Annotated in this window: 17 protein-coding genes; 10 read left to right on the forward strand and 7 right to left on the reverse strand. The window is 62.6% G+C overall.

The window, feature by feature from the left end:
* The first annotated feature begins 141 nt into the window (after positions 1 to 141).
* Positions 142 to 771, forward strand: a complete 630-nt coding sequence (locus QM694_RS01715) for a Crp/Fnr family transcriptional regulator (RefSeq protein WP_415005220.1) — start codon at positions 142 to 144, stop codon at positions 769 to 771.
* Here QM694_RS01715 and QM694_RS01720 read toward each other — a convergent pair.
* Positions 768 to 1,943 carry an aminotransferase gene (locus QM694_RS01720; RefSeq protein WP_415005221.1) on the reverse strand — a complete coding sequence of 392 codons (1,176 nt, stop codon included), beginning with the start codon at positions 1,941 to 1,943 and terminating at the stop codon, positions 768 to 770. The two genes, QM694_RS01715 and QM694_RS01720, sit on opposite strands and share 4 nt — an antisense overlap.
* A gap of 68 nt (positions 1,944 to 2,011) precedes the next feature.
* Between QM694_RS01720 and QM694_RS01725 the strand changes: the two genes are divergently transcribed.
* On the forward strand, positions 2,012 to 2,983 hold the full coding sequence (locus tag QM694_RS01725) for a quinone oxidoreductase family protein (RefSeq protein ID WP_415005222.1): 972 nt from the start codon (positions 2,012 to 2,014) through the stop codon (positions 2,981 to 2,983).
* Positions 2,983 to 4,545 (forward strand): tetratricopeptide repeat-containing sulfotransferase family protein, encoded by a 1,563-nt coding sequence (locus QM694_RS01730; RefSeq protein ID WP_415005223.1) that lies wholly within the window; start codon positions 2,983 to 2,985, stop codon positions 4,543 to 4,545. Before QM694_RS01725 ends, QM694_RS01730 begins: the two co-directional genes overlap by 1 nt.
* Here QM694_RS01730 and QM694_RS01735 read toward each other — a convergent pair.
* Positions 4,542 to 5,369, reverse strand: coding sequence for a trypsin-like peptidase domain-containing protein (locus QM694_RS01735; RefSeq protein ID WP_415005224.1), 828 nt, complete (start codon positions 5,367 to 5,369; stop codon positions 4,542 to 4,544). The two genes, QM694_RS01730 and QM694_RS01735, sit on opposite strands and share 4 nt — an antisense overlap.
* A 133-nt stretch (positions 5,370 to 5,502) precedes the next feature.
* Positions 5,503 to 6,732 (reverse strand): hypothetical protein, encoded by a 1,230-nt coding sequence (locus QM694_RS01740; protein WP_415005225.1) that lies wholly within the window; start codon positions 6,730 to 6,732, stop codon positions 5,503 to 5,505.
* Between the two features lie 408 nt (positions 6,733 to 7,140).
* On the opposite strand from QM694_RS01740, the gene QM694_RS01745 reads away from it, so the two are divergent.
* Genes QM694_RS01745 through QM694_RS01760 form a run of 4 tightly spaced genes read left to right on the forward strand, consistent with a single transcriptional unit; the run spans position 7,141 to position 10,708 of the window.
* On the forward strand, positions 7,141 to 9,690 hold the full coding sequence (locus QM694_RS01745; RefSeq protein ID WP_415005226.1) for an Ig-like domain-containing protein: 2,550 nt from the start codon (positions 7,141 to 7,143) through the stop codon (positions 9,688 to 9,690).
* 1 nt (position 9,691) lies between these two features.
* Positions 9,692 to 9,970 carry an OmpA family protein gene (locus tag QM694_RS01750; protein ID WP_415005227.1) on the forward strand — a complete coding sequence of 93 codons (279 nt, stop codon included), beginning with the start codon at positions 9,692 to 9,694 and terminating at the stop codon, positions 9,968 to 9,970.
* 10 nt (positions 9,971 to 9,980) lie between these two features.
* Positions 9,981 to 10,127: a hypothetical protein gene (locus tag QM694_RS01755; protein ID WP_415005228.1), complete on the forward strand. Its 147-nt coding sequence runs from the start codon at positions 9,981 to 9,983 to the stop codon at positions 10,125 to 10,127.
* Positions 10,124 to 10,708 carry a hypothetical protein gene (locus tag QM694_RS01760; protein ID WP_415005229.1) on the forward strand — a complete coding sequence of 195 codons (585 nt, stop codon included), beginning with the start codon at positions 10,124 to 10,126 and terminating at the stop codon, positions 10,706 to 10,708. Before QM694_RS01755 ends, QM694_RS01760 begins: the two co-directional genes overlap by 4 nt.
* On the opposite strand, the gene QM694_RS01765 is transcribed toward QM694_RS01760, so the two are convergent.
* Positions 10,705 to 11,571, reverse strand: a complete 867-nt coding sequence (locus tag QM694_RS01765; RefSeq protein ID WP_415005230.1) for an alpha/beta fold hydrolase — start codon at positions 11,569 to 11,571, stop codon at positions 10,705 to 10,707. The genes QM694_RS01760 and QM694_RS01765 overlap by 4 nt on opposite strands.
* 2 nt (positions 11,572 to 11,573) lie before the next feature.
* Positions 11,574 to 13,673, reverse strand: a complete 2,100-nt coding sequence (locus QM694_RS01770; RefSeq protein WP_415005231.1) for a transglycosylase SLT domain-containing protein — start codon at positions 13,671 to 13,673, stop codon at positions 11,574 to 11,576.
* 202 nt (positions 13,674 to 13,875) lie between these two features.
* On the opposite strand from QM694_RS01770, the gene dapA reads away from it, so the two are divergent.
* From dapA to QM694_RS01785, 3 genes are read left to right on the forward strand one after another with little or no spacing between them, the layout of a single operon-like run.
* A complete protein-coding gene (dapA, locus tag QM694_RS01775) occupies positions 13,876 to 14,757 on the forward strand; it encodes a 4-hydroxy-tetrahydrodipicolinate synthase (protein WP_415005232.1) in 882 nt (293 codons plus the stop codon).
* 1 nt (position 14,758) lies between these two features.
* Entirely contained in the window at positions 14,759 to 15,256 is a 498-nt protein-coding gene (gene smpB / locus QM694_RS01780; protein ID WP_415005233.1) for an SsrA-binding protein SmpB, read from the forward strand.
* Positions 15,256 to 15,756, forward strand: coding sequence for a peroxiredoxin (locus QM694_RS01785; protein WP_415005234.1), 501 nt, complete (start codon positions 15,256 to 15,258; stop codon positions 15,754 to 15,756). Before smpB ends, QM694_RS01785 begins: the two co-directional genes overlap by 1 nt.
* On the opposite strand, the gene QM694_RS01790 is transcribed toward QM694_RS01785, so the two are convergent.
* Both QM694_RS01790 and QM694_RS01795 read right to left on the reverse strand, forming a co-directional pair.
* A complete protein-coding gene (locus QM694_RS01790) occupies positions 15,744 to 16,418 on the reverse strand; it encodes a uracil-DNA glycosylase (protein ID WP_415005235.1) in 675 nt (224 codons plus the stop codon). The two genes, QM694_RS01785 and QM694_RS01790, sit on opposite strands and share 13 nt — an antisense overlap.
* Entirely contained in the window at positions 16,363 to 16,980 is a 618-nt protein-coding gene (locus QM694_RS01795; protein WP_415005236.1) for an NYN domain-containing protein, read from the reverse strand. Before QM694_RS01795 ends, QM694_RS01790 begins: the two co-directional genes overlap by 56 nt.
* Positions 16,981 to 16,992 lie beyond the last annotated feature (12 nt).

A 16,992-nucleotide genomic window follows, 5' to 3' on the forward strand; every position in this document is an offset into this window, starting at 1 on the left:
CGACACGCCGGTAACGCAATGCTAAGGTCTTACGCGGCAACCCATCATTGGCTTCCACCGCTGATTGTGATATTTGTCACATTCATGTTGGTGCGGGGCAATGCAACGGCGGGGGACATTTACGGCAGGATGCCGTGGGCGGTGCGGCGGGCCTTTGTCTCGGCCGCCATCCCGATGACGCTGAACCAGCGCGAAACCCTGTTCCACGCAGGGGACAGCGGCGATGGCTGCTACTATGTGCGAAGCGGCGTGGTGAAAGCCTCGGTGATCGCCCGCGACGGGCAGGAGCGCCTGCTGGCCATGCTGGGGCCGGGGGCGCTGATCGGCGAGATTTCGCTGATCGACCAGCAGCCCCGCTCGGCCACCATCCAGGCGCTGCGTGATTGCAGCCTTCTGCATCTCACCAGCACGGCCTTCTACACGCTCGCCGATTCAAATCCGATGATTTACCGGCAGGCCCTGCGCATTCTCGCCCAGCGCCTGCGCGGCACCAATGACAGCGCGGTGGCGCAGAGCACCGCCTCGGTCGCCGGGCGGGTGGCGCGGGCCTTTACCTCCCTCGCTGAAGGGTTGGGCGTGCGCCTTGACGAAAGCCGCATCGTGCTGCCGCACCGCATCACCCAGAGCGACATTGCCGGCATGGCGGGTGTCGCGCGCGAGAACGCCAGCCGCGCCATCAACGACCTGCTGCGCGAAGGCGTGCTGGGCCGCAACGGCAGCTTCTACGTGATCGAACGCGCGGGGGAGCTGAAGGAGTTGTCGGAAATCTAGCTTCTCGGCTGGCTCTCGGCCAGCCGTTCAGCCACCGCTTCCATCAGGCTCTGGTCCACATTGGCGAAGGCGAGGCGGAGGTAGTCTTCCTGGTTGGGGCCGAACATCGAGCCGGGCAGGCAGAGAAGGTCATGCTCCGCCGCCAGCCGCATCGCCACCGCCTTGGAGGCTTCGCCGCGGAAGGGATGGCGGAGATAGGCGAAATAGGCGCCGGAACTCACGAGCTCAAAGCTAAGGCCGGGGCGCTTCAACGCCGCGCGCAGCTTTTCGGTGCGGGCCAGCATCATCGCCTTCTTGCCGTTCTTCCACGTGTCGAGGTGGCCCAGGCCAAACAGCGCCGCGCGCTGCGAGATATGCGGCGGGCAAATGGTCATGGTGTCGAGAATCTTGTCCGCCTCCGCCATGAAAGCGGGGCCGGCGATGATGGAACCCGTGCGGTAGCCCGTCATCGCGAAAATCTTGGAGAAGCTGTAAAGCTGAACGAATGTTTCGCGCCAGTCCGGTCGCTGGAACAGATTGTGCGGCGGCGCGGGGTCGGGGCGGAAATCCTTGTAGGTCTCGTCCATGATGAGGGCGATGCCGCGCGCCTGCGCCAGTTCGTAAAACGCCGCGATCACCTGCGGCGGATAGATGGCGCCCGTCGGGTTGTTGGGCGTGCAGAGCAGGATGGCGCGCGTCTTGCCATCAATCACCGCCGCCGCATCCTCAGCCGAGGGCCATGCGCCTTCAGCGCTAAAAGCGGAGATATAGCGGGGCTCGATTCCCAGCATGCCCAGCCACATGGCGTGGTTGAAATAATAGGGCAGCGGCACGACGATGTTGTCGCCAGCCTTGGCCACCGCCATCACGGCCGTCGCGAAGGCCTGATTGCAGCCCGCGGTAATCGCCACGTCTTCAACCGAGATGGTGCCCTTGTAGTCTTCGGCCATGTGATGGGCCAATGCCTCGCGGAGCGCGGGCAGGCCGCGAATGGGTGTATAGAGGCTGGTCTCGGGCTCATGGGCGGCGCGCGCCACCTCATCCTGCAGCGCGTCGGCGGGGGGATAGCTGGGCACCGCCTGGCAGAGGTTCAGGAGATCGCGGTTGCGGGGGCCGGGCTTCACCCATTTCTGCGCCTCTGCAATGGGGGGAGCCTCGACATGTGAAACGGCCGTATTGACGGCATAAGCCATTCTGGGGCACCACCCTTATTGAAACGAACTGCGGCGGAAAATGCCGCGAGCCTCGGAAAGGTGCAAGCATGAAAGCGATCAAGTTCAGCGAGACGGGCGGCCCTTCGGTGATGAAACTTGTGGATGTGGATGTTCCCAAGCCCGGCCCCGGCCAGCTTCGCGTGCGGCAGACGGCGATCGGCTTGAACTATATCGACACCTATCACCGTTCAGGCCTCTATCCCCAGCCATTGCCCTCCGGCATCGGCCTTGAAGCGGCGGGCGTGGTGGAAGAGGTCGGCCCCGGCGTGAAGGGCTTCAAGCCGGGTGACCGCATCGCCTATGGCACCGGCCCCATCGGCTCCTACGCCGAGGTGCGGAACCTGCCCGCCAACCGCATGGTGAAAATTCCCAAGGCCATTTCGGACGAAACGGCGGCGGGGATGATGCTGAAGGGCATGACAGTGCGCTATCTGCTGCGCGCCACTTACAAGGTGAAGCGCGGCGAAACCATCCTGCTGCACGCGGCGGCGGGCGGCGTGGGCCAGATCCTCAGCCAGTGGGCGAAGGCCTTGGGCGTGAAGGTGATCGGCACCGTGGGCTCCGACTCCAAGATGCAGGTGGCGAAGGACCAGGGCTGCACCTGGGTCATCAATTCCTCGACTGAGGATGTGGTGGCGCGGGTGAAGGACATCACCAATGGCAAGGGCGTGCCGGTTGTTTATGACGGCGTGGGGCAGGCGACCTTCATGACCTCGCTCGATTGCCTGAAGCCGCGCGGCCTGATGGTGAGCTTCGGCAATGCCTCCGGCCCGGTGAAGGCATTTGACCTCGGCATTCTTTCCACCAAGGGCTCGCTCTATGTGACGCGGCCGACGCTGATGTCCTATACGGCGAGCGATGAGGAGTTGCATGAGACGGCGGACGACCTGATCGAGATGATCAAGTCCGGCAAGGTGAAGATTCCGGTGAACCAGCGTTACGCGCTGGCCGATGCCGTGAAGGCGCATGAGGATCTGGAGGCCCGGCGCACCACCGGCACGACGATTCTCATTCCGTAATGGCGGGACCCAAGCCGAATATCCAGGAGACGCTTGCCGCGATTTACAAATCGCTGGAAGCGGGCGCTTTCGAGCGCGCGGAAACAATCGCGCGGCATTTGCAGCAGGCCTATCCGCGCCGCGCCGATGTGAATGACGCGCTTGGCCAAGTGCTGCTGGCTGCCGGCCTGTTTGATGAAGCCGAAACATATTTCCGCCGCGCGGTGGAGGGCGAGAAAAACAACCCGGACTATCTTGGCAATCTGGGGCGCGCGCTGCGCAGCATGGGGCGGGTGACGGAAGCCGAGCCGCTTTTGATGCGGGCGCTTGCCATCGCGCCGCGAAATTTCTCGACGGCCTGGCAATTGGGAAAATTTTGCCTCGACACGGGCCAGGGCCGCCGGGCGATAGAATTTTTCGGCAAGGCACAGACACAGGCACCGCCACGCGCGCGCGAAGCGATCAGGCTCGACCTGATTGAAGCGCTGGTTGGCCTGGGCGAAACGGAGCAGGCCAAGACTGAAATTGAGCGGGGCCTGTCCAGCGGATATTACGCGCCTCAACTCATCGCGCAGCTTGCCGCGCTGTCTCGCGCCGATGCGGGCGGCGAAGTTTATCGCGTCATCGAAGAACAGTTGCAGCGCCGTGACCTGCTGGCCAAGGATCGCCGCGTGCTTCTCCTCAGCAAGGGAACGATTCTTGAAAGAGGCGGGGACTATGACGCAGCATATGATGCCATTGCGCAGGCGAAGCGCACGACGGCATCGGCCACCGACATCGAGGGCTTTGGCCGCAATGCCGGTCTTCGTGTTGCGACTTTTTCACAGAACATGATTGAAAGCCTTGGCCGCCTCTATGGCACGCCGGGAAACCGATACGTGTTCGTGGTTGGGCTTCCGCGGACTGGCACCACACTGGTGGAGCAGATTATCTCCCGGCACAGCGAAGCCGGGGGCATGGGCGAATTGGAAACGATGACCTATGTGGCCGCTCAACTGCGTGGTGTGGGGCCATTTTCGGCATTGGGAGAGCGGCTGGCGGCAATGGGGCCAGCGAAGGTGAAAGCCCTGGCGGCGATTTATGCCGGTGTTGCGGAGCATCTGGCGCCCGGCAAAAAATGCGTGATCGACAAGATGCCGCACAACTTCCGCCATATCGGGGAAATCGCCATCCTGTTTCCGGAAGCGCGTTTCATTCACTGCATGCGCCATCCAGCGGACAGTTTCATATCGGCGTTCCAGAACGACATGGCGCCGTCGCATGGTTACAGCTACGCGCCGGAAAACTATGCCGCCTATTACGCCCACTATATGAAGCTGATGGATCACTGGAAGAAGGTGTTGCCCGGGCGCTTCTTCGATGTTTCCTATGAAACGCTTGTCACTAAACCGCGCGAGACAATTGAAAGCCTGCTCTCATTCCTCGGCTTGCCTTGGGAAGAGGCGTGCCTGAGTCCCCACGAAGGCAAGGATACCGTGCGGACGTTCAGCAATGTGCAGATCCGGAGCCCGATCAACGCCAAGTCCATCGGCAGGTGGAAGCCTTATGCGAAATATCTTGCGGCGCTGACGTCCGCCAGTTAACCGCTTGGGCAGGCCGATGTTGGTTTCGCCGCCAGCGCCGTCCACTGCGCCGAACAGCTGACATGGCTGCACAGGAAGCCTGCGAGGGCAGGGGCAGGCACCGCATGGGCGAGATTCAGCAAGTTCCCATTGGAATCCGTCAGTGTGCTGACGACCATGCCGATCAACTGGCCCTGCTGGTTGAAAAGCGGCCCGCCGGATTCACCCTTCTGCGTTCCCAGATGCAGCACCAGGGCATCGGGATAACCGAATTGCCCATAGCTGACGGGCCTTCCGAAATGCATGGCCTGCAGCGTGCCGACGCGGGCCGTGTCGCCCTGCGCATGCGGCTTGCCGAGCGAATAGACTACGCTTCCGGGCACCACACACTGGTTTGACGTGGGCGAGACGGCCTTGCCCGAAAACCCTTTCAGCTTGATGAGCGCCATGTCGTTGGTGGGAAGAACATCGACCACGGTGCCGGAATAGATGCGGCCATTGGCGGCCCGCGCCGACACGGTATAGCCGGGCTTCACGGCCACATGCGCGGCCGTCATCACATAGCCAGATGGATCGACGATAAAGCCGCTGCCCGAAGTGAGCGCCACGGCCCGCGCATCCTTGCTGGGCGTGCCGGATTTCTGATCCGATTCAGATACGGTCAGCGTCACATAGCTGGGGCCGGAGGCGCTGACGAGGCCGCTGATGCCCGCAGGCGCTGCGGCAGAGGCGGGGACGGCATTCTCGTCAACCTGGATGTTGCGGCTTTCGAGATCGGCGTCGGGTGTGGAAACGCATCCCGTCAGCGCCAATCCAGACAGCACCACCAGAACGCTCTTCTTCAAATTGAATCACCCGCTCAAATTGCTTGAAACACAGTCTTTAGGTTCAAAACACGGCGGCAGCAAGACGGGAGTGGCCGCCAAAAAAGAAATGGCCCGCCGAAGCGGGCCATTCCCAACAGATATTCAGCTTCGATTAGAAGCGGAAAACCGTCACGAGGTCGGCGCTGTAGTGCGTCACGTCGTCAACGTCGCCACCCTTGTTCTTGAACCATTCACCTTCAAGACCGATGGTGAGCTGGCTGACCGGATCATAGTAGATACCGGCGAGAACAGCGTTCACGTCCTGACCATAGTAGGTGTGATGCGTGTGGCCGTAAGCCACTTCAGCATGCACCGCGTCAGACAGATTCACGCTGCCGAGGATGCTGGCGCGCCAGAACTTCGTTCCGTTGCGATACTTACCGATCTGAGCGCCGGCCGAGATGGTGGCCATGTCACCCAGAGCGAAAGCACCGCCCGCACCCACCGCGTAGGTGTCGTTGGAGTAGGAGTCGTCAGCTTTACGCCACAGGCCAGAGATCTCGCCGTTGAACACATCGCCAGTGTACTTGATTTCACCGGCAACGCCGAGGCTGTCGTCAGAGCCCGTGTTACCAGAGAAGCCAGCGTCGCCGCTCCAGAAGCCGCCCGTGCCGCCCGAAGCGTCTTCGAGAGCGACTGCAGCGGTGAAGGGGCCCGTGGCGTAGGTCAAGCGGATCTGCGAGGTATCGCCGGGGTTCAGCTCAACGTCAGCATTGTCCGTGTAGTAGCAGTTGCAGGCGCCATCATAGCCATAGCCGATGTTGCCCAGCGAACCGGTGTAACCACCACCGAGCGTCAGCTCGGGGGTCATCGCCCACCAGCCCCACGCTTCCTTCGCGTAGACGTCGGGGTTGTATTCGCCGTTGAAGTTTGCGCGCAGCTTGATGGACGCGCCGACTTCACCAACCGCGGTGTCGGTCTTGCCAACAACCTTGATCTGCAAGCGGGCGGGAACGCTCAGGTCCTTGCTGGACGAGCTGTCTTCACCGTCAGAATACTTGTAGTGGCTGTAAACAACCGCAGCGCGGGCATAACCAGACCACTCGATCGTGGTGGTGGCCGGAGCATCAGCCGTCGGGAGGACGCTGATGATCGTGGCCTTCTTGCCCGAACCCTTGTCTACGTTGAGGTCGCCGCCGCCAGGAATGACGGTCGCGTCACCCGTGGTCACGGTCATCAGCGAGTAACCAGCCGGAACCGACGGAGTGGCTTCGAGCTGCGCGACGCGCGAGTTCAGGGCTTCGATCTCGGCCTTGAGGGCGCTGAGATCATCGGCCTGAGCGCCAGCGGCAGTCACAGCGAGAGCTGCACCACCCAGGAGCGCCAGTTTCATCATCTTCATTGTTCTTCTCCTAAAGAGTCTCTGGAGTTGAGCAGCCCCCCCATCCCCTGCAAATGGTCCTGGAAGGCGATGCACGAGTCGTTCATGCACAGTGGTGTTCTCGCCGTAATCCCGATTAAGGTCAACGCAGATCGGGCACTTTCGGCCAGAATTTCGCCATATGTGGCGGGATTGCCACACACTTGAACCGATCCCGTTAACCATTCATTTACCTATGTAAATCAACGGCATAGATCGATGGTTAAGGCATTGTAACCAGAGACCGGGAAGTGTGGTCAGGCCGCTATCCATTATGCTAACACAATTGGCGGCGGCAGGGAATTTTGGCTCCAAGAAGAAATTTCCGGCCCGACTCACACGCCTTCCGCGGAGGCTGCGGAAGTTTTGCAAGCAGGGGGACTTTCGCGCATGCCTTTCCGGCCTTCGAAATGGATCCAGTATTCTCCGGTCGCCGTTTTGCCCTTCGTGGCCGCGCTGATGATCAACAGTGCAGGGGTCCATGACGACCTGGTGAAGCGTGGCGCGGCCGCGTTGGCGTCCGTCGGGGCGGATTGGGCGAAACTTGAGGTGCAAGGGCGGGACGCGACCGTTTCCGGCGACGCCTGGAGCCAGAAGGCGCTGGATGATGCTGTAAAGGCGGTGGCCGGCACCTATGGCATCCGTACCGTGGCGTCTGCCGCGCATATCGTGCCGCCCCCCGATCTGGTGGCTCCGACTGTCGCCGATATCGATTCGAACTCTCCAACGCCCACGCTCAAGGGCACCTGGCCCTCGGCCATCGCCAATATGCTGAAGGTGACGCTTGGCCCCACGGTCTATGAGTTGGGCAAAGCCCCCGAACTCAAGACGGACGGCGATAACTGGACGCTGACGCCTTCCGCGCCGATTCCCAACGGCACGCTGGATGTGGGCGTGGAAGTGGGAGACAAATATGGCCGCAGCGCCAAGACGGCCACTCCGGGCCATCTTTTGGTGGATACAAAGCCTCCTGCCACCCCGGCGCTGGGCAATATCGCGGTTGACAATGGTCAGGTGAAAATTACCGGCAACTGGCCGGAAGGCGATGCCGTCTCGCTGGTGATCGGACTGGCCGGAAAGCTCTGGCAGCTCGGCAAGGATGCAGCACTCACCTCCGATGGCAAGGGCACATTCACCTTCGCACCGGACACCAAGTTCGATCCCGGCACCTATGATCTCGATGTGACGGTGAAGGACAAGGTGGGAAATGCCACCACCAGCACGGCCAAGGGCGCCGTTGTGGTGCCCGCGTCGCCGCCGCCCATGAAGGCCCCCACCGTGACGTCTCTGGACTTCACCTCGGCGCGGCCGGTGATTACCGGCACATGGTCGGAAATCGGCTCCTCCGCGCTGTCGGTGGCGCTGGGCGCTGCCAATTATGTGCTGGGCAAGGATGAGGCGCTGAAATCGGACGGCATCGGCAACTGGACGCTGACCGTGCCGGAGCCGCTGAAGGATGGTTCCTATCCCATCCGCGTGACCTCGACTGACACGGCGGGAACAACGCTCACCAATGCCGCCACAGATTCGATCACCATCGACGCGGTGGGGCCGGGAACACCCACGGTCGTGCTCTATGCAGGCACCGAGAGCCCGCCGTCGATTTCCGGCCATTGGGATTCGGCCAACGCCAAGCAGCTTAAGGTTGCCATACCCGCCGCCAGCCTGTCTGCCGAACTGGGCAAGGATCAGGCTCTGACTGCTTCGGGCGATGCCTGGACGCTGGCGCTCGCCAAGCCGCTGCCGCCGGGCAGCTACGATGTGGCCGTCACCACGATTGATTCGCATGGCCGCGTGTCGTCAGACCAGACCAAGTTTGAAATCTTCATCAAGGAGGCGGAAGCCCCGCCGACGCCCACACCGCCATCCGAACTGAAGGTGCCGACCGTCGCTCCCTATTCGGGCGAGGCGAGTCCGGCGTCGATTTCGGGCACCTGGGACGAGGGCAATGCCACCATGCTGAGCGTGGCGATTCCGGGCGCTCATTTCACCGCCACGCTGGGCGGCGATTCAGGCCTCACCAGTGACGGCGCGGGCAACTGGACCTACGTGCTGCCCGGACTTCTGGCGCCGGGCACTTATGAGGTGGTTGTCACCAGCACGGCGAAGGATGGCAGGAGCGCCAGCGATGCCAGCCTCAATGAAATCGAGGTGAAGGCCGCGCCGACAGCCCCGCCGCCAGCCCCCGAGTTCAAGGCGCCCACCATCAATGCCTATGCGGGAGCCGATAGCCCCGGCTCCATCTCCGGCACCTGGGATGACGTGAACGGCCAGTCGCTCACCGTTGCCATTCCGGGCGCCAAGCTGTCGGATACGCTGGGCGCGAGCAAGATTCTCACCGGCGACGGCAAGGGCAACTGGAGCTACGCCATTCCGAATGCTCTGCCGCCCGGCATCTACGATGTCGAGGTGACGGCGACGGCCAAGGACGGCCGGGTGGCGAAAGATCAGAGCACGGCGGAAATCTATGTGAAGGGCACCGTGCCGCCCACGCCGCCGCGCCCGCCGGCCCCTCCGGCATTGAAGCCGCCAACCATCAATGCCTATGCGGGAGATACCAGTCCTACGAGCATCACCGGCACCTGGGACGAGGGCAACGCGACCATGCTCACGGTTGGCATTCCCGCCGTGAAGCTCTCGGCCACGCTGGGCAAGGACACGGCGATCTCCACCGACGGCAAGGGAAGCTGGAAGCTGGCGATTCTCAATCCGCTGTCACCCGGCATCTATGATGTGACCGTCAAGACGGCGGCCAATGACGGCCGCGAGGCGACCGATGGCAGCACTGCGGAAATCTATATCAAGCAGCCTCCTGCGCCGCCTCCACCACCTCCGCCGCCCGAGCCGCCCTATGACTGCGCGGGCGCGATGGACACGCTCACCAATTCCGCCCCGATCCTGTTTGCCTTCAACAGCAGCGTGATCGAACTCGTCCTATGACGTGGCGCTGAAGCAATATGCAGCCTTGCTCACCGACAAGCGCTGCCTCGAGACGAAAGCGGTGGTGACGGGCCATGCCGACTATATCGGCGGCAGCCTCTACAATGTCGCCATCAGCATCGAGCGCGCGCAACGCGTGGCCGATCGTCTGGCGGCGGATGGCGTCGATCCCGGCCGCCTCGAGGTGGCGGGCGACGGCAAGAACGAGCCCGTCGATCCGGCACGCACACCCGACGCGCGCAGCAAGAACCGCCGCGTCACCATCAGCATCGCGAAATGAGGGACAGATCATGAATGAACCCTTCAACTTTCATGACGGCTGGTATGTGATCCAGCAGAACTGGGTGTGGATTCTCGTGGCGCTGGCCATTGGCCTGTGGGTGGGCTGGGTAACCAACCGCCCCGATGAGGAAAGCGCCAAGGGAGACATCGCATGAACGCCAATTTCAACGGTCACTATCTGCTTGAACTGGCGATCTGGGTGCTGCTGGCCTATTTCATCGGTTGCCTGTTGAGCGCCCTGTTGCGGCGCATGTTCGCGGCTGACGAGCCTGCAGTGGCCACGCCATCACCAATGCCGCGCGTGCAGCCCGAACCTGTTCCAGCTCCCGTTTATCAGCCCGAACCGATCAAAGCGCCCGAACCCGGCGTTGCCGATGTGGTGCCGGCGGCGGTCATGCCCTTGCGCATGGAGCGCCCGCAGGGCCTTGCCAAACCGCGCGCCGACAAGCCCGACAATCTGCAGCAGCTGAGCGGCGTCGGCCCCAAGAACGAAGCGATCCTGCACACGCTGGGTTTCTTCCACTTCGACCAGATCGCCGCGTGGACGCCGGAACAGATCGCCTGGGTGGATGATCATTTGCGCTTCAACGGCCGCATCGAGCGCGAGGAGTGGGTGGAGCAGGCGAAACTGCTCGCCGAAGGGCGCATGGAGGAATTTCATCGCCTCTATGGCACCGGCGGCCTCAAGAACCGCAGCGGCGACACGGAATCGGGAACGCGGACGAGGCGGAGCTAGGTCTGATCCACCTGCGCGAGCCAAGTCTGGATCGCCGCGACGGCTTCCGGTTCATCGAGAAACGGCACATGGCCGCGATCCGCAACCTCAACGGCTTGGGCTTGCGGATTGTGCCGCTGCATTTCAGCAACCGTCTCCACACTCAGCAGATCGGATTTTGCGCCGCGCAGGATGAGCAGGGGCAGGGGCGCGATTAGATCGTAAAGCCCCCAAAGCTCAGGCACCTTTCCCGCTGAAATATCCTCCGCGGACGGAAAGGTTGCCGTGAGCCGTGCATCATAATCGGCGCGCGGCACGCCATCTTTCTCCGCGAACACCCGCTTGGCGAATATCAGCCATTGGGCGTTGCTGAGCGATTCGAATCCGGGATTGGTTGATTTGAGCGCCTTCACCGCATCCTCCCAGCTTGCGAATTTCGGGTCGGCCCCGAGATAACTCCGTATACGGAGCAATCCTGCTGTCTCGATTTTCGGCCCGATGTCGTTGAGGCAGATGCCGGCCAGGCGGTCCTTCGCTTGCGCGGCCATCAGCATCGCCACGATGCCACCGCGCGACGTGCCGATGATGGCGGCTCTGGCGATGCCCAGATGGTCCATCAGCGCCAGCGTATCGGCCATCTCAACATCGGGGCGGTAGGTTAGGGGATTGCTGGCATATTCCGAGCGCCCGCGTCCGCGAAAATCGGCACTCACTACCCGGCGCTTTCCCGCGAGAAGCCACGAGAGTGTCTTCTCGAAGTCCTTGGAGTTCCGCGTCAGGCCGGGCAGGCAAAGAACCGGCGTAGCATCGCCGGCCTCCAGACCTTCGTCGCGCGCATAAAGCTTCAGCCCGTCGGCACTCGAGTACCAGACGTCACGCGCCATGCTCAGTTACACGCGGCGATCATGTCGGTGATCGACCCGCCGCCGCAATCGGCTTCCTTGGTGGCGCCGGGCTCATCGGAGACAGCCACCGCATTGGCAGAGCCGCGCGCCAGATCGGCCGTCATCGGCCTGACCGTGTTGGGAGCGAGGCGCGAGCGGTAGACATGGATGTTCTGCATCACCTTCTGCACATATTGCCGCGTCTCCTGGAACGGAATCGATTCCACCCAGTCGATGGGGTCAACTTCGCCGGTGCGGAGGTCGCCATATTCGGCCAGCCATTCCTTCGAGCGGCGTGGACCGGCGTTGTAAGCCACAAAGGTCAGCACATAGGAGCCGCCGAAATCATCCACGAGATCGCCCAGATGCGCCGCGCCGAGTTTTACGTTGTAGGCCGGATCGCCGGTCAGCATGCCGTTGCGGTAGGGCAGCCCATATTGCTTGGCGATGAGCTTTGCCGTGCCCGGCATGATCTGCATCAGGCCCTGCGCGCCCACGCTCGATCCGGCGGTGGGGTTGAACTCGCTTTCCTGACGCGCCAGGCCGAAGACCAGTGCCTTCTCCACCGGCTTGCCGATCTGCTTCCAGTCCGGCAGCGCCCGGATGGGGTAGCTCCATGAATCGATGTCGATGTTGCGGATGCCCGCCGCCTTGGCAAGGCGCACCGCCATGGTGGCGCCGCCCACATTATAAGCGGCCTGCGCCGCGGCGTTCATCTCGTCCACCGAGTTGAAGCGCTGCGCGAAGGCGGAGAGGAACATGTAGAGGTCCTTGGGGCTGCCGGCCTGATCCATGATGCGGAAGGCGCGCACTACCTCGTCATTGTCGATGGTGGAGATGGCGGCAGCGCTCGGCGTGCCGGAACTGATTTCCTCCGGTACCCGGCCCAGGCCGATCTTCTCACGCGCCAGCTGGCCGTAATAGATCGTCGAATATTGCGAAGCCTCGCGATAGGCGGATTTGGCGTCGCTCTTATTGCCCATCGCATCGAGCGCCCGGCCTTGCCAGTATTTGGCGCGCGCCTTTTCGGTGCGCGAGGTGGCGACAGTTTCCAGCCGGTTGAAATGCGTGAGCCCCGTCTTGGCGTCTTTCAGGTAGCGGAGCGCGATCCAGCCGGCGAGGAACTCGCCTTCAATGGCGCCGTCACCGGCCTTGAAGCCATTGGCGCGGGCGATCTGATAGGCCGCCTTGGCACTGTCGGGATGCGTGACGCCGATCGAATGACGGGCCACGATGCGGCGCTCCACCCAGATGGCGTCACGGTCGCCCGCATCCGCAGGAATGGTGAGCAGCACGCTGCGGGCGGCGGAATATTTCTCCTGCTTGCGGTAAAAATAGACCAGCGCGTATTTCATCGCCGTCTGTTCGCGCATCGAAGAGGGGAGCTTGGCATAGGCCTTGTCGGCACCGCTGCTACGCGCCAGAAGCAGCTGTGCCACCTTGGCCGCCGTCTGATAGCCGCTGTCGAGGCGCTTCGACATGCGCACCGCCGCATTGCCTTCCTGCGCGAAGACAAGGCCCCACATGCGGCGCTTGTTGTCCTCAGTGCCGATCAGCGAGCCGAATTCGGAAGCCGCCTTGCGCTCGAGATCGGCATCCATGTCGGGATCGGACCACACCTGCTGCACCAGCGCGTCGGCACCCGCGCGGTCACCACGGGCCAGCGTGGCGCGGGCCAGGGCAAGCTTGCCTTCGTCCGTCATCGGTGTGCGGTTGGCGAAGTGCCGGAGCACCACGTCAGCGCCGTCGTTGTTGTTGTAGAGCGCGCGCTCGGCCCGCTTCATCAGGCTGTCGGTGAGCGGCCATTTGGGCGCGACGTTGAGGAAATCCATGATGCGGCCATAGCCCGCGTCATTGGGCCGGTCGCGGAGGAAGATCAGTTCCACAAGCTTGATGGCGGCTTCATCGCGCGAGCGTTCGGCGGCGGAACCGGCGCCCTCGAAATCGCCCTTGAGCGCCAGCTTGGCGGCCTGAACGGCAAGGCCGGAGGGCTGCGGCGCGGCCATGGCTGGCGCGCTCAGCGAAATGCCGAGCGGCAGCGATAGCGCCGTCGTTGATGCAAGGCCCAGAACCATCATGCGGGCAAATTCACGTCTCGTCATTCCACCACTCACCCTGCACGTCCCGTCTTTCCAGTCCCGCTAATTGCCAAATACGTCAACCCTGTGGCTCCTGGGGGAACACGCGGGATCGGCGCTTGCCGGTGCGGGAGTGATTGTCTATGGTGCCGCGCCGTTTGGAGGGGCGCGTGCCTCATCCAGATTATGCGCCCATGGTTTCCAAGAGATTACCGGAGTTTTCAACGTGACGTTCCGCGGTTCAAATCCTGCCCTCATCACCCCGTTCAAGAATGGCAAGGTGGATGAAGCCGCGTTCCGCAAATTCGTGAACTGGCAGATTGCCGAGGGTAGCCACGGGCTGGTTCCCGTCGGCACCACGGGCGAAAGCCCCACCGTGACGCCGGAAGAACACAAGCGCCTCGTTGAAATCTGCGTGGAAGAGACGAAGGGCCGCGTTCCGGTGATCGCCGGCACGGGCTCGAACTCGACCGCCGAGGCCATCGAATACACCGAACATGCCAAGGAAGCGGGCGCCGATGCGGCGCTCGTCGTGGTTCCCTATTACAACAAGCCCACCCAGGATGGCATCTACGCGCATTTCCGGGCGATCGCCGATGCGGTGGACATTCCGATCCTTGTCTACAACGTGCCGGGGCGCACGGTGGCCAACATCAGCGTGGAAACGCTGGCGAGGCTTGCCGCCGATTGCCCCAACATCGTCGGCACCAAGGATGCCTCCGCCGATCTCACGCGTCCGTCGCGTCAGCGTTTGGTATCGGGTGAAAAGTTCATCCAGCTTTCGGGCGAGGACGGAACGGCACTGGGCTTCAACGCCCACGGCGGCGTGGGCTGCATCTCGGTCACCGCCAACGTGGCGCCGCGCCTTTGCTCGGAATTTCAGGAGGCGACGCTGCGCGGCGACTACTCCTCCGCGCTCAAGCTGCAGGACCGGCTGATGCCGCTGCATCACGCGATGTTCGTGGAAACGAGCCCAGGTCCCGTCAAATATGCCGTGAGCCTGCTGGGCCTCTGCGAGCCGGAGGCGCGCCTGCCCATGGTGCCGGTGAGCGAGAGCACCAAGAAGGCGGTGCGCGAGGCGATGATCCATGCCGGGCTCTTGAACTGACATGAGTTCAAAGGCGGGCGGCGCGAAGGCGTCGCGCAGGCAGGACGGCATCAAGGTCATCTCCGATAACCGCCGGGCCCGATACGACTATGAAATTCTCGAAACCTTCGAGGCAGGCGTCGAGCTGAAAGGCTCGGAGGTGAAATCCCTGCGCACCGGCACCACCAATCTGGCCGAAGCCTATGCGGCGATGAAGAACGGCGAGCTCTACCTCATCAATTCCAATATCCAGGAATACCGCGAGGCTAACCGCTTCAACCATGAGCCCAAGCGGCCGCGCAAGCTTCTCCTGCACAAGAAGGAGATCAACAAGCTGGCGGCGGGCGTGTTGCGCGAGCATCTCACCATCGTGCCGCTCAAGATGTTCTTCAACGGCCGCGGGCGCTGCAAGGTGGATATCGCCCTGGCGCGCGGCAAGAAACTTCACGACAAGCGCGACGCCATCAAGGAGCGCAGCTGGGACCGCGAGAAAGCGCGTCTTCTGAGGGACAAGGGATGATGATGCAACATCTCATCGGCAGGAGGCTTCCCGATGCGGAGCTGCCTGCCACCTCGGGTTCAGCGGTGAACGGCGCCAAGCTGCAGGGGCCGGCGGTAATCTTCTGCTATCCCTGGACGGGCAGGCCCGGCCACGCCAACCCACCGCACTGGGATGACATTCCCGGAGCACACGGCTCGACGCCACAAGCTTTAGCCTATTCAGATGTTTACGGCGAATTCCGCAGACTTGGCGTGAAGCTGTTTGGATTGAGCCTGCAGGATACGCCGTGGCAGCAGGAGTTCGTGAAGCGCAACAGCCTGAGCTACCGGCTGCTCTCCGATGCGCAGCGGAAATTTTCAGGAAGGCTGGGACTGCCGCTGTTTGAAACCGGCGGCGTCGATTACATCCAGCGCCTCACCATCGTGGCGCAGGATGGCATCATCCGGCATCTGCGCTATCCCATCAAGACGCCGGAAGCCGATGCCTCGGAAACGCTGGCGCTGATTCAACCGAGATAGGCGCGGACCGCCGCGAACACGCTTTCAAACATTGGGGCCGTCAGCACGCCCGTGTTGGTGTTATAACGCGAGCAGTGATAGCTGTCGAATAGCCGGATTGCGCCCATCTCATGCGCAGCGCCATGTCCGAAGGCGAAATGCGCGCGCTTGCGTTCAAGCGCCGAGACGGTTGCGTCATGCGCTACCCGACCAAGAACGGCGATGGCGCGGAGACGGGGCAGGGATGCAATCTTCGCCGCCAGGAAGCCGTTGCAATGCCTGATCTCCGAAGGCTCGGGCTTGTTCTGCGGCGGCACGCAGCGCACCGCATTGGTGATCATCGCGTTGCGGAGCTGAAGCCCGTCCTGCGGATCGGCGCGAAACGTGCCGGTTGAAAATCCGAACTTCGCCAGCGTGCCATAGAGAAGATTACCCGCATAATCGCCGGTGAAGGGCCGGCCTGTGCGGTTTGCGCCTTTGACACCGGGCGCCAGCCCCACGATCAGCAATTCCGCATCGGGATCGCCGAAGGAGGGGACCGGCGCATTGAACCAGTTGGGCTCAGCCTTCCGCAAGGACTCGCGATAGGCCACGAGCCTGGGGCACAGCGGGCAATCGCGGCCCGGTTCAGATGTCGGCAAAATCCTCGAAGCTTTCCTTGGGCGTGGCGGGCGATGAGGCATAGCTGCGCTCGCGGCTCCGGCCTTCACGGTCCACCGGATCGCGGCCGATTTCATCGCGGAGATCGGCGAGGTCGATGAACTGATCGGTCTGGCGGCGCAATTCGTCGGCGATCATGGCGGGCCGTGTGGTGAGGGTGGAGACGACCGAGACGCGACGGCCCTTGGCCTGCACCGCCGCCACCAGCGAGCGGAAATCTCCATCGCCCGAGAACAGCACGATATGATCGAGATTTTCGGAAAGCTGCATCACGTCGATGGCAAGTTCGACATCCATGTTGCCTTTCACGCGGCGGCGGCCCATCGAATCCGTGAATTCCTTGGCGGGCTTCGTGACCACGCGATAGCCATTGTAATCAAGCCAGTCGATCAGCGGCTTGATCGGCGAATATTCGGCGTCGTCCAGCAGGGCTGTATAATAAATGGCGCGGATCAGGCGGGCGCGCTTGCGGAAGAAGCCGAGCAGGCGCTTGTAATCGATATCGAAGCCCAGCGTCTTGGCGGTTCCGTAAAGATTTGCGCCGTCAATAAAAAGGGCCACGCGCTCATCGGGATAAAACTGCATCGCTAAAATCTC

The organism is Aestuariivirga sp., assembly GCF_047602625.1.
Classification (GTDB): Bacteria; Pseudomonadota; Alphaproteobacteria; order Rhizobiales; family Aestuariivirgaceae; genus Aestuariivirga.

What these genes read in the sequence shown, in the direction of transcription:
- QM694_RS01745 (WP_415005226.1), top strand. Translation starts at nt 7,141, where the DNA reads ATGCCTTTCCGGCCTTCGAAATGGATCCAGTATTCTCCGGTCGCCGTT.
- QM694_RS01790 (WP_415005235.1), bottom strand. Translation starts at nt 16,418, where the DNA reads ATGCCTCATCGCCCGCCACGCCCAAGGAAAGCTTCGAGGATTTTGCCG.
- QM694_RS01730 (WP_415005223.1), top strand. Translation starts at nt 2,983, where the DNA reads ATGGCGGGACCCAAGCCGAATATCCAGGAGACGCTTGCCGCGATTTAC.
- QM694_RS01720 (WP_415005221.1), bottom strand. Translation starts at nt 1,943, where the DNA reads ATGGCTTATGCCGTCAATACGGCCGTTTCACATGTCGAGGCTCCCCCC.
- QM694_RS01725 (WP_415005222.1), top strand. Translation starts at nt 2,012, where the DNA reads ATGAAAGCGATCAAGTTCAGCGAGACGGGCGGCCCTTCGGTGATGAAA.
- QM694_RS01740 (WP_415005225.1), bottom strand. Translation starts at nt 6,732, where the DNA reads ATGAAGATGATGAAACTGGCGCTCCTGGGTGGTGCAGCTCTCGCTGTG.
- QM694_RS01760 (WP_415005229.1), top strand. Translation starts at nt 10,124, where the DNA reads ATGAACGCCAATTTCAACGGTCACTATCTGCTTGAACTGGCGATCTGG.
- QM694_RS01785 (WP_415005234.1), top strand. Translation starts at nt 15,256, where the DNA reads ATGATGCAACATCTCATCGGCAGGAGGCTTCCCGATGCGGAGCTGCCT.
- QM694_RS01755 (WP_415005228.1), top strand. Translation starts at nt 9,981, where the DNA reads ATGAATGAACCCTTCAACTTTCATGACGGCTGGTATGTGATCCAGCAG.
- smpB (WP_415005233.1), top strand. Translation starts at nt 14,759, where the DNA reads ATGAGTTCAAAGGCGGGCGGCGCGAAGGCGTCGCGCAGGCAGGACGGC.
- QM694_RS01770 (WP_415005231.1), bottom strand. Translation starts at nt 13,673, where the DNA reads ATGACGAGACGTGAATTTGCCCGCATGATGGTTCTGGGCCTTGCATCA.
- QM694_RS01795 (WP_415005236.1), bottom strand. Translation starts at nt 16,980, where the DNA reads ATGCAGTTTTATCCCGATGAGCGCGTGGCCCTTTTTATTGACGGCGCA.
- QM694_RS01765 (WP_415005230.1), bottom strand. Translation starts at nt 11,571, where the DNA reads ATGGCGCGTGACGTCTGGTACTCGAGTGCCGACGGGCTGAAGCTTTAT.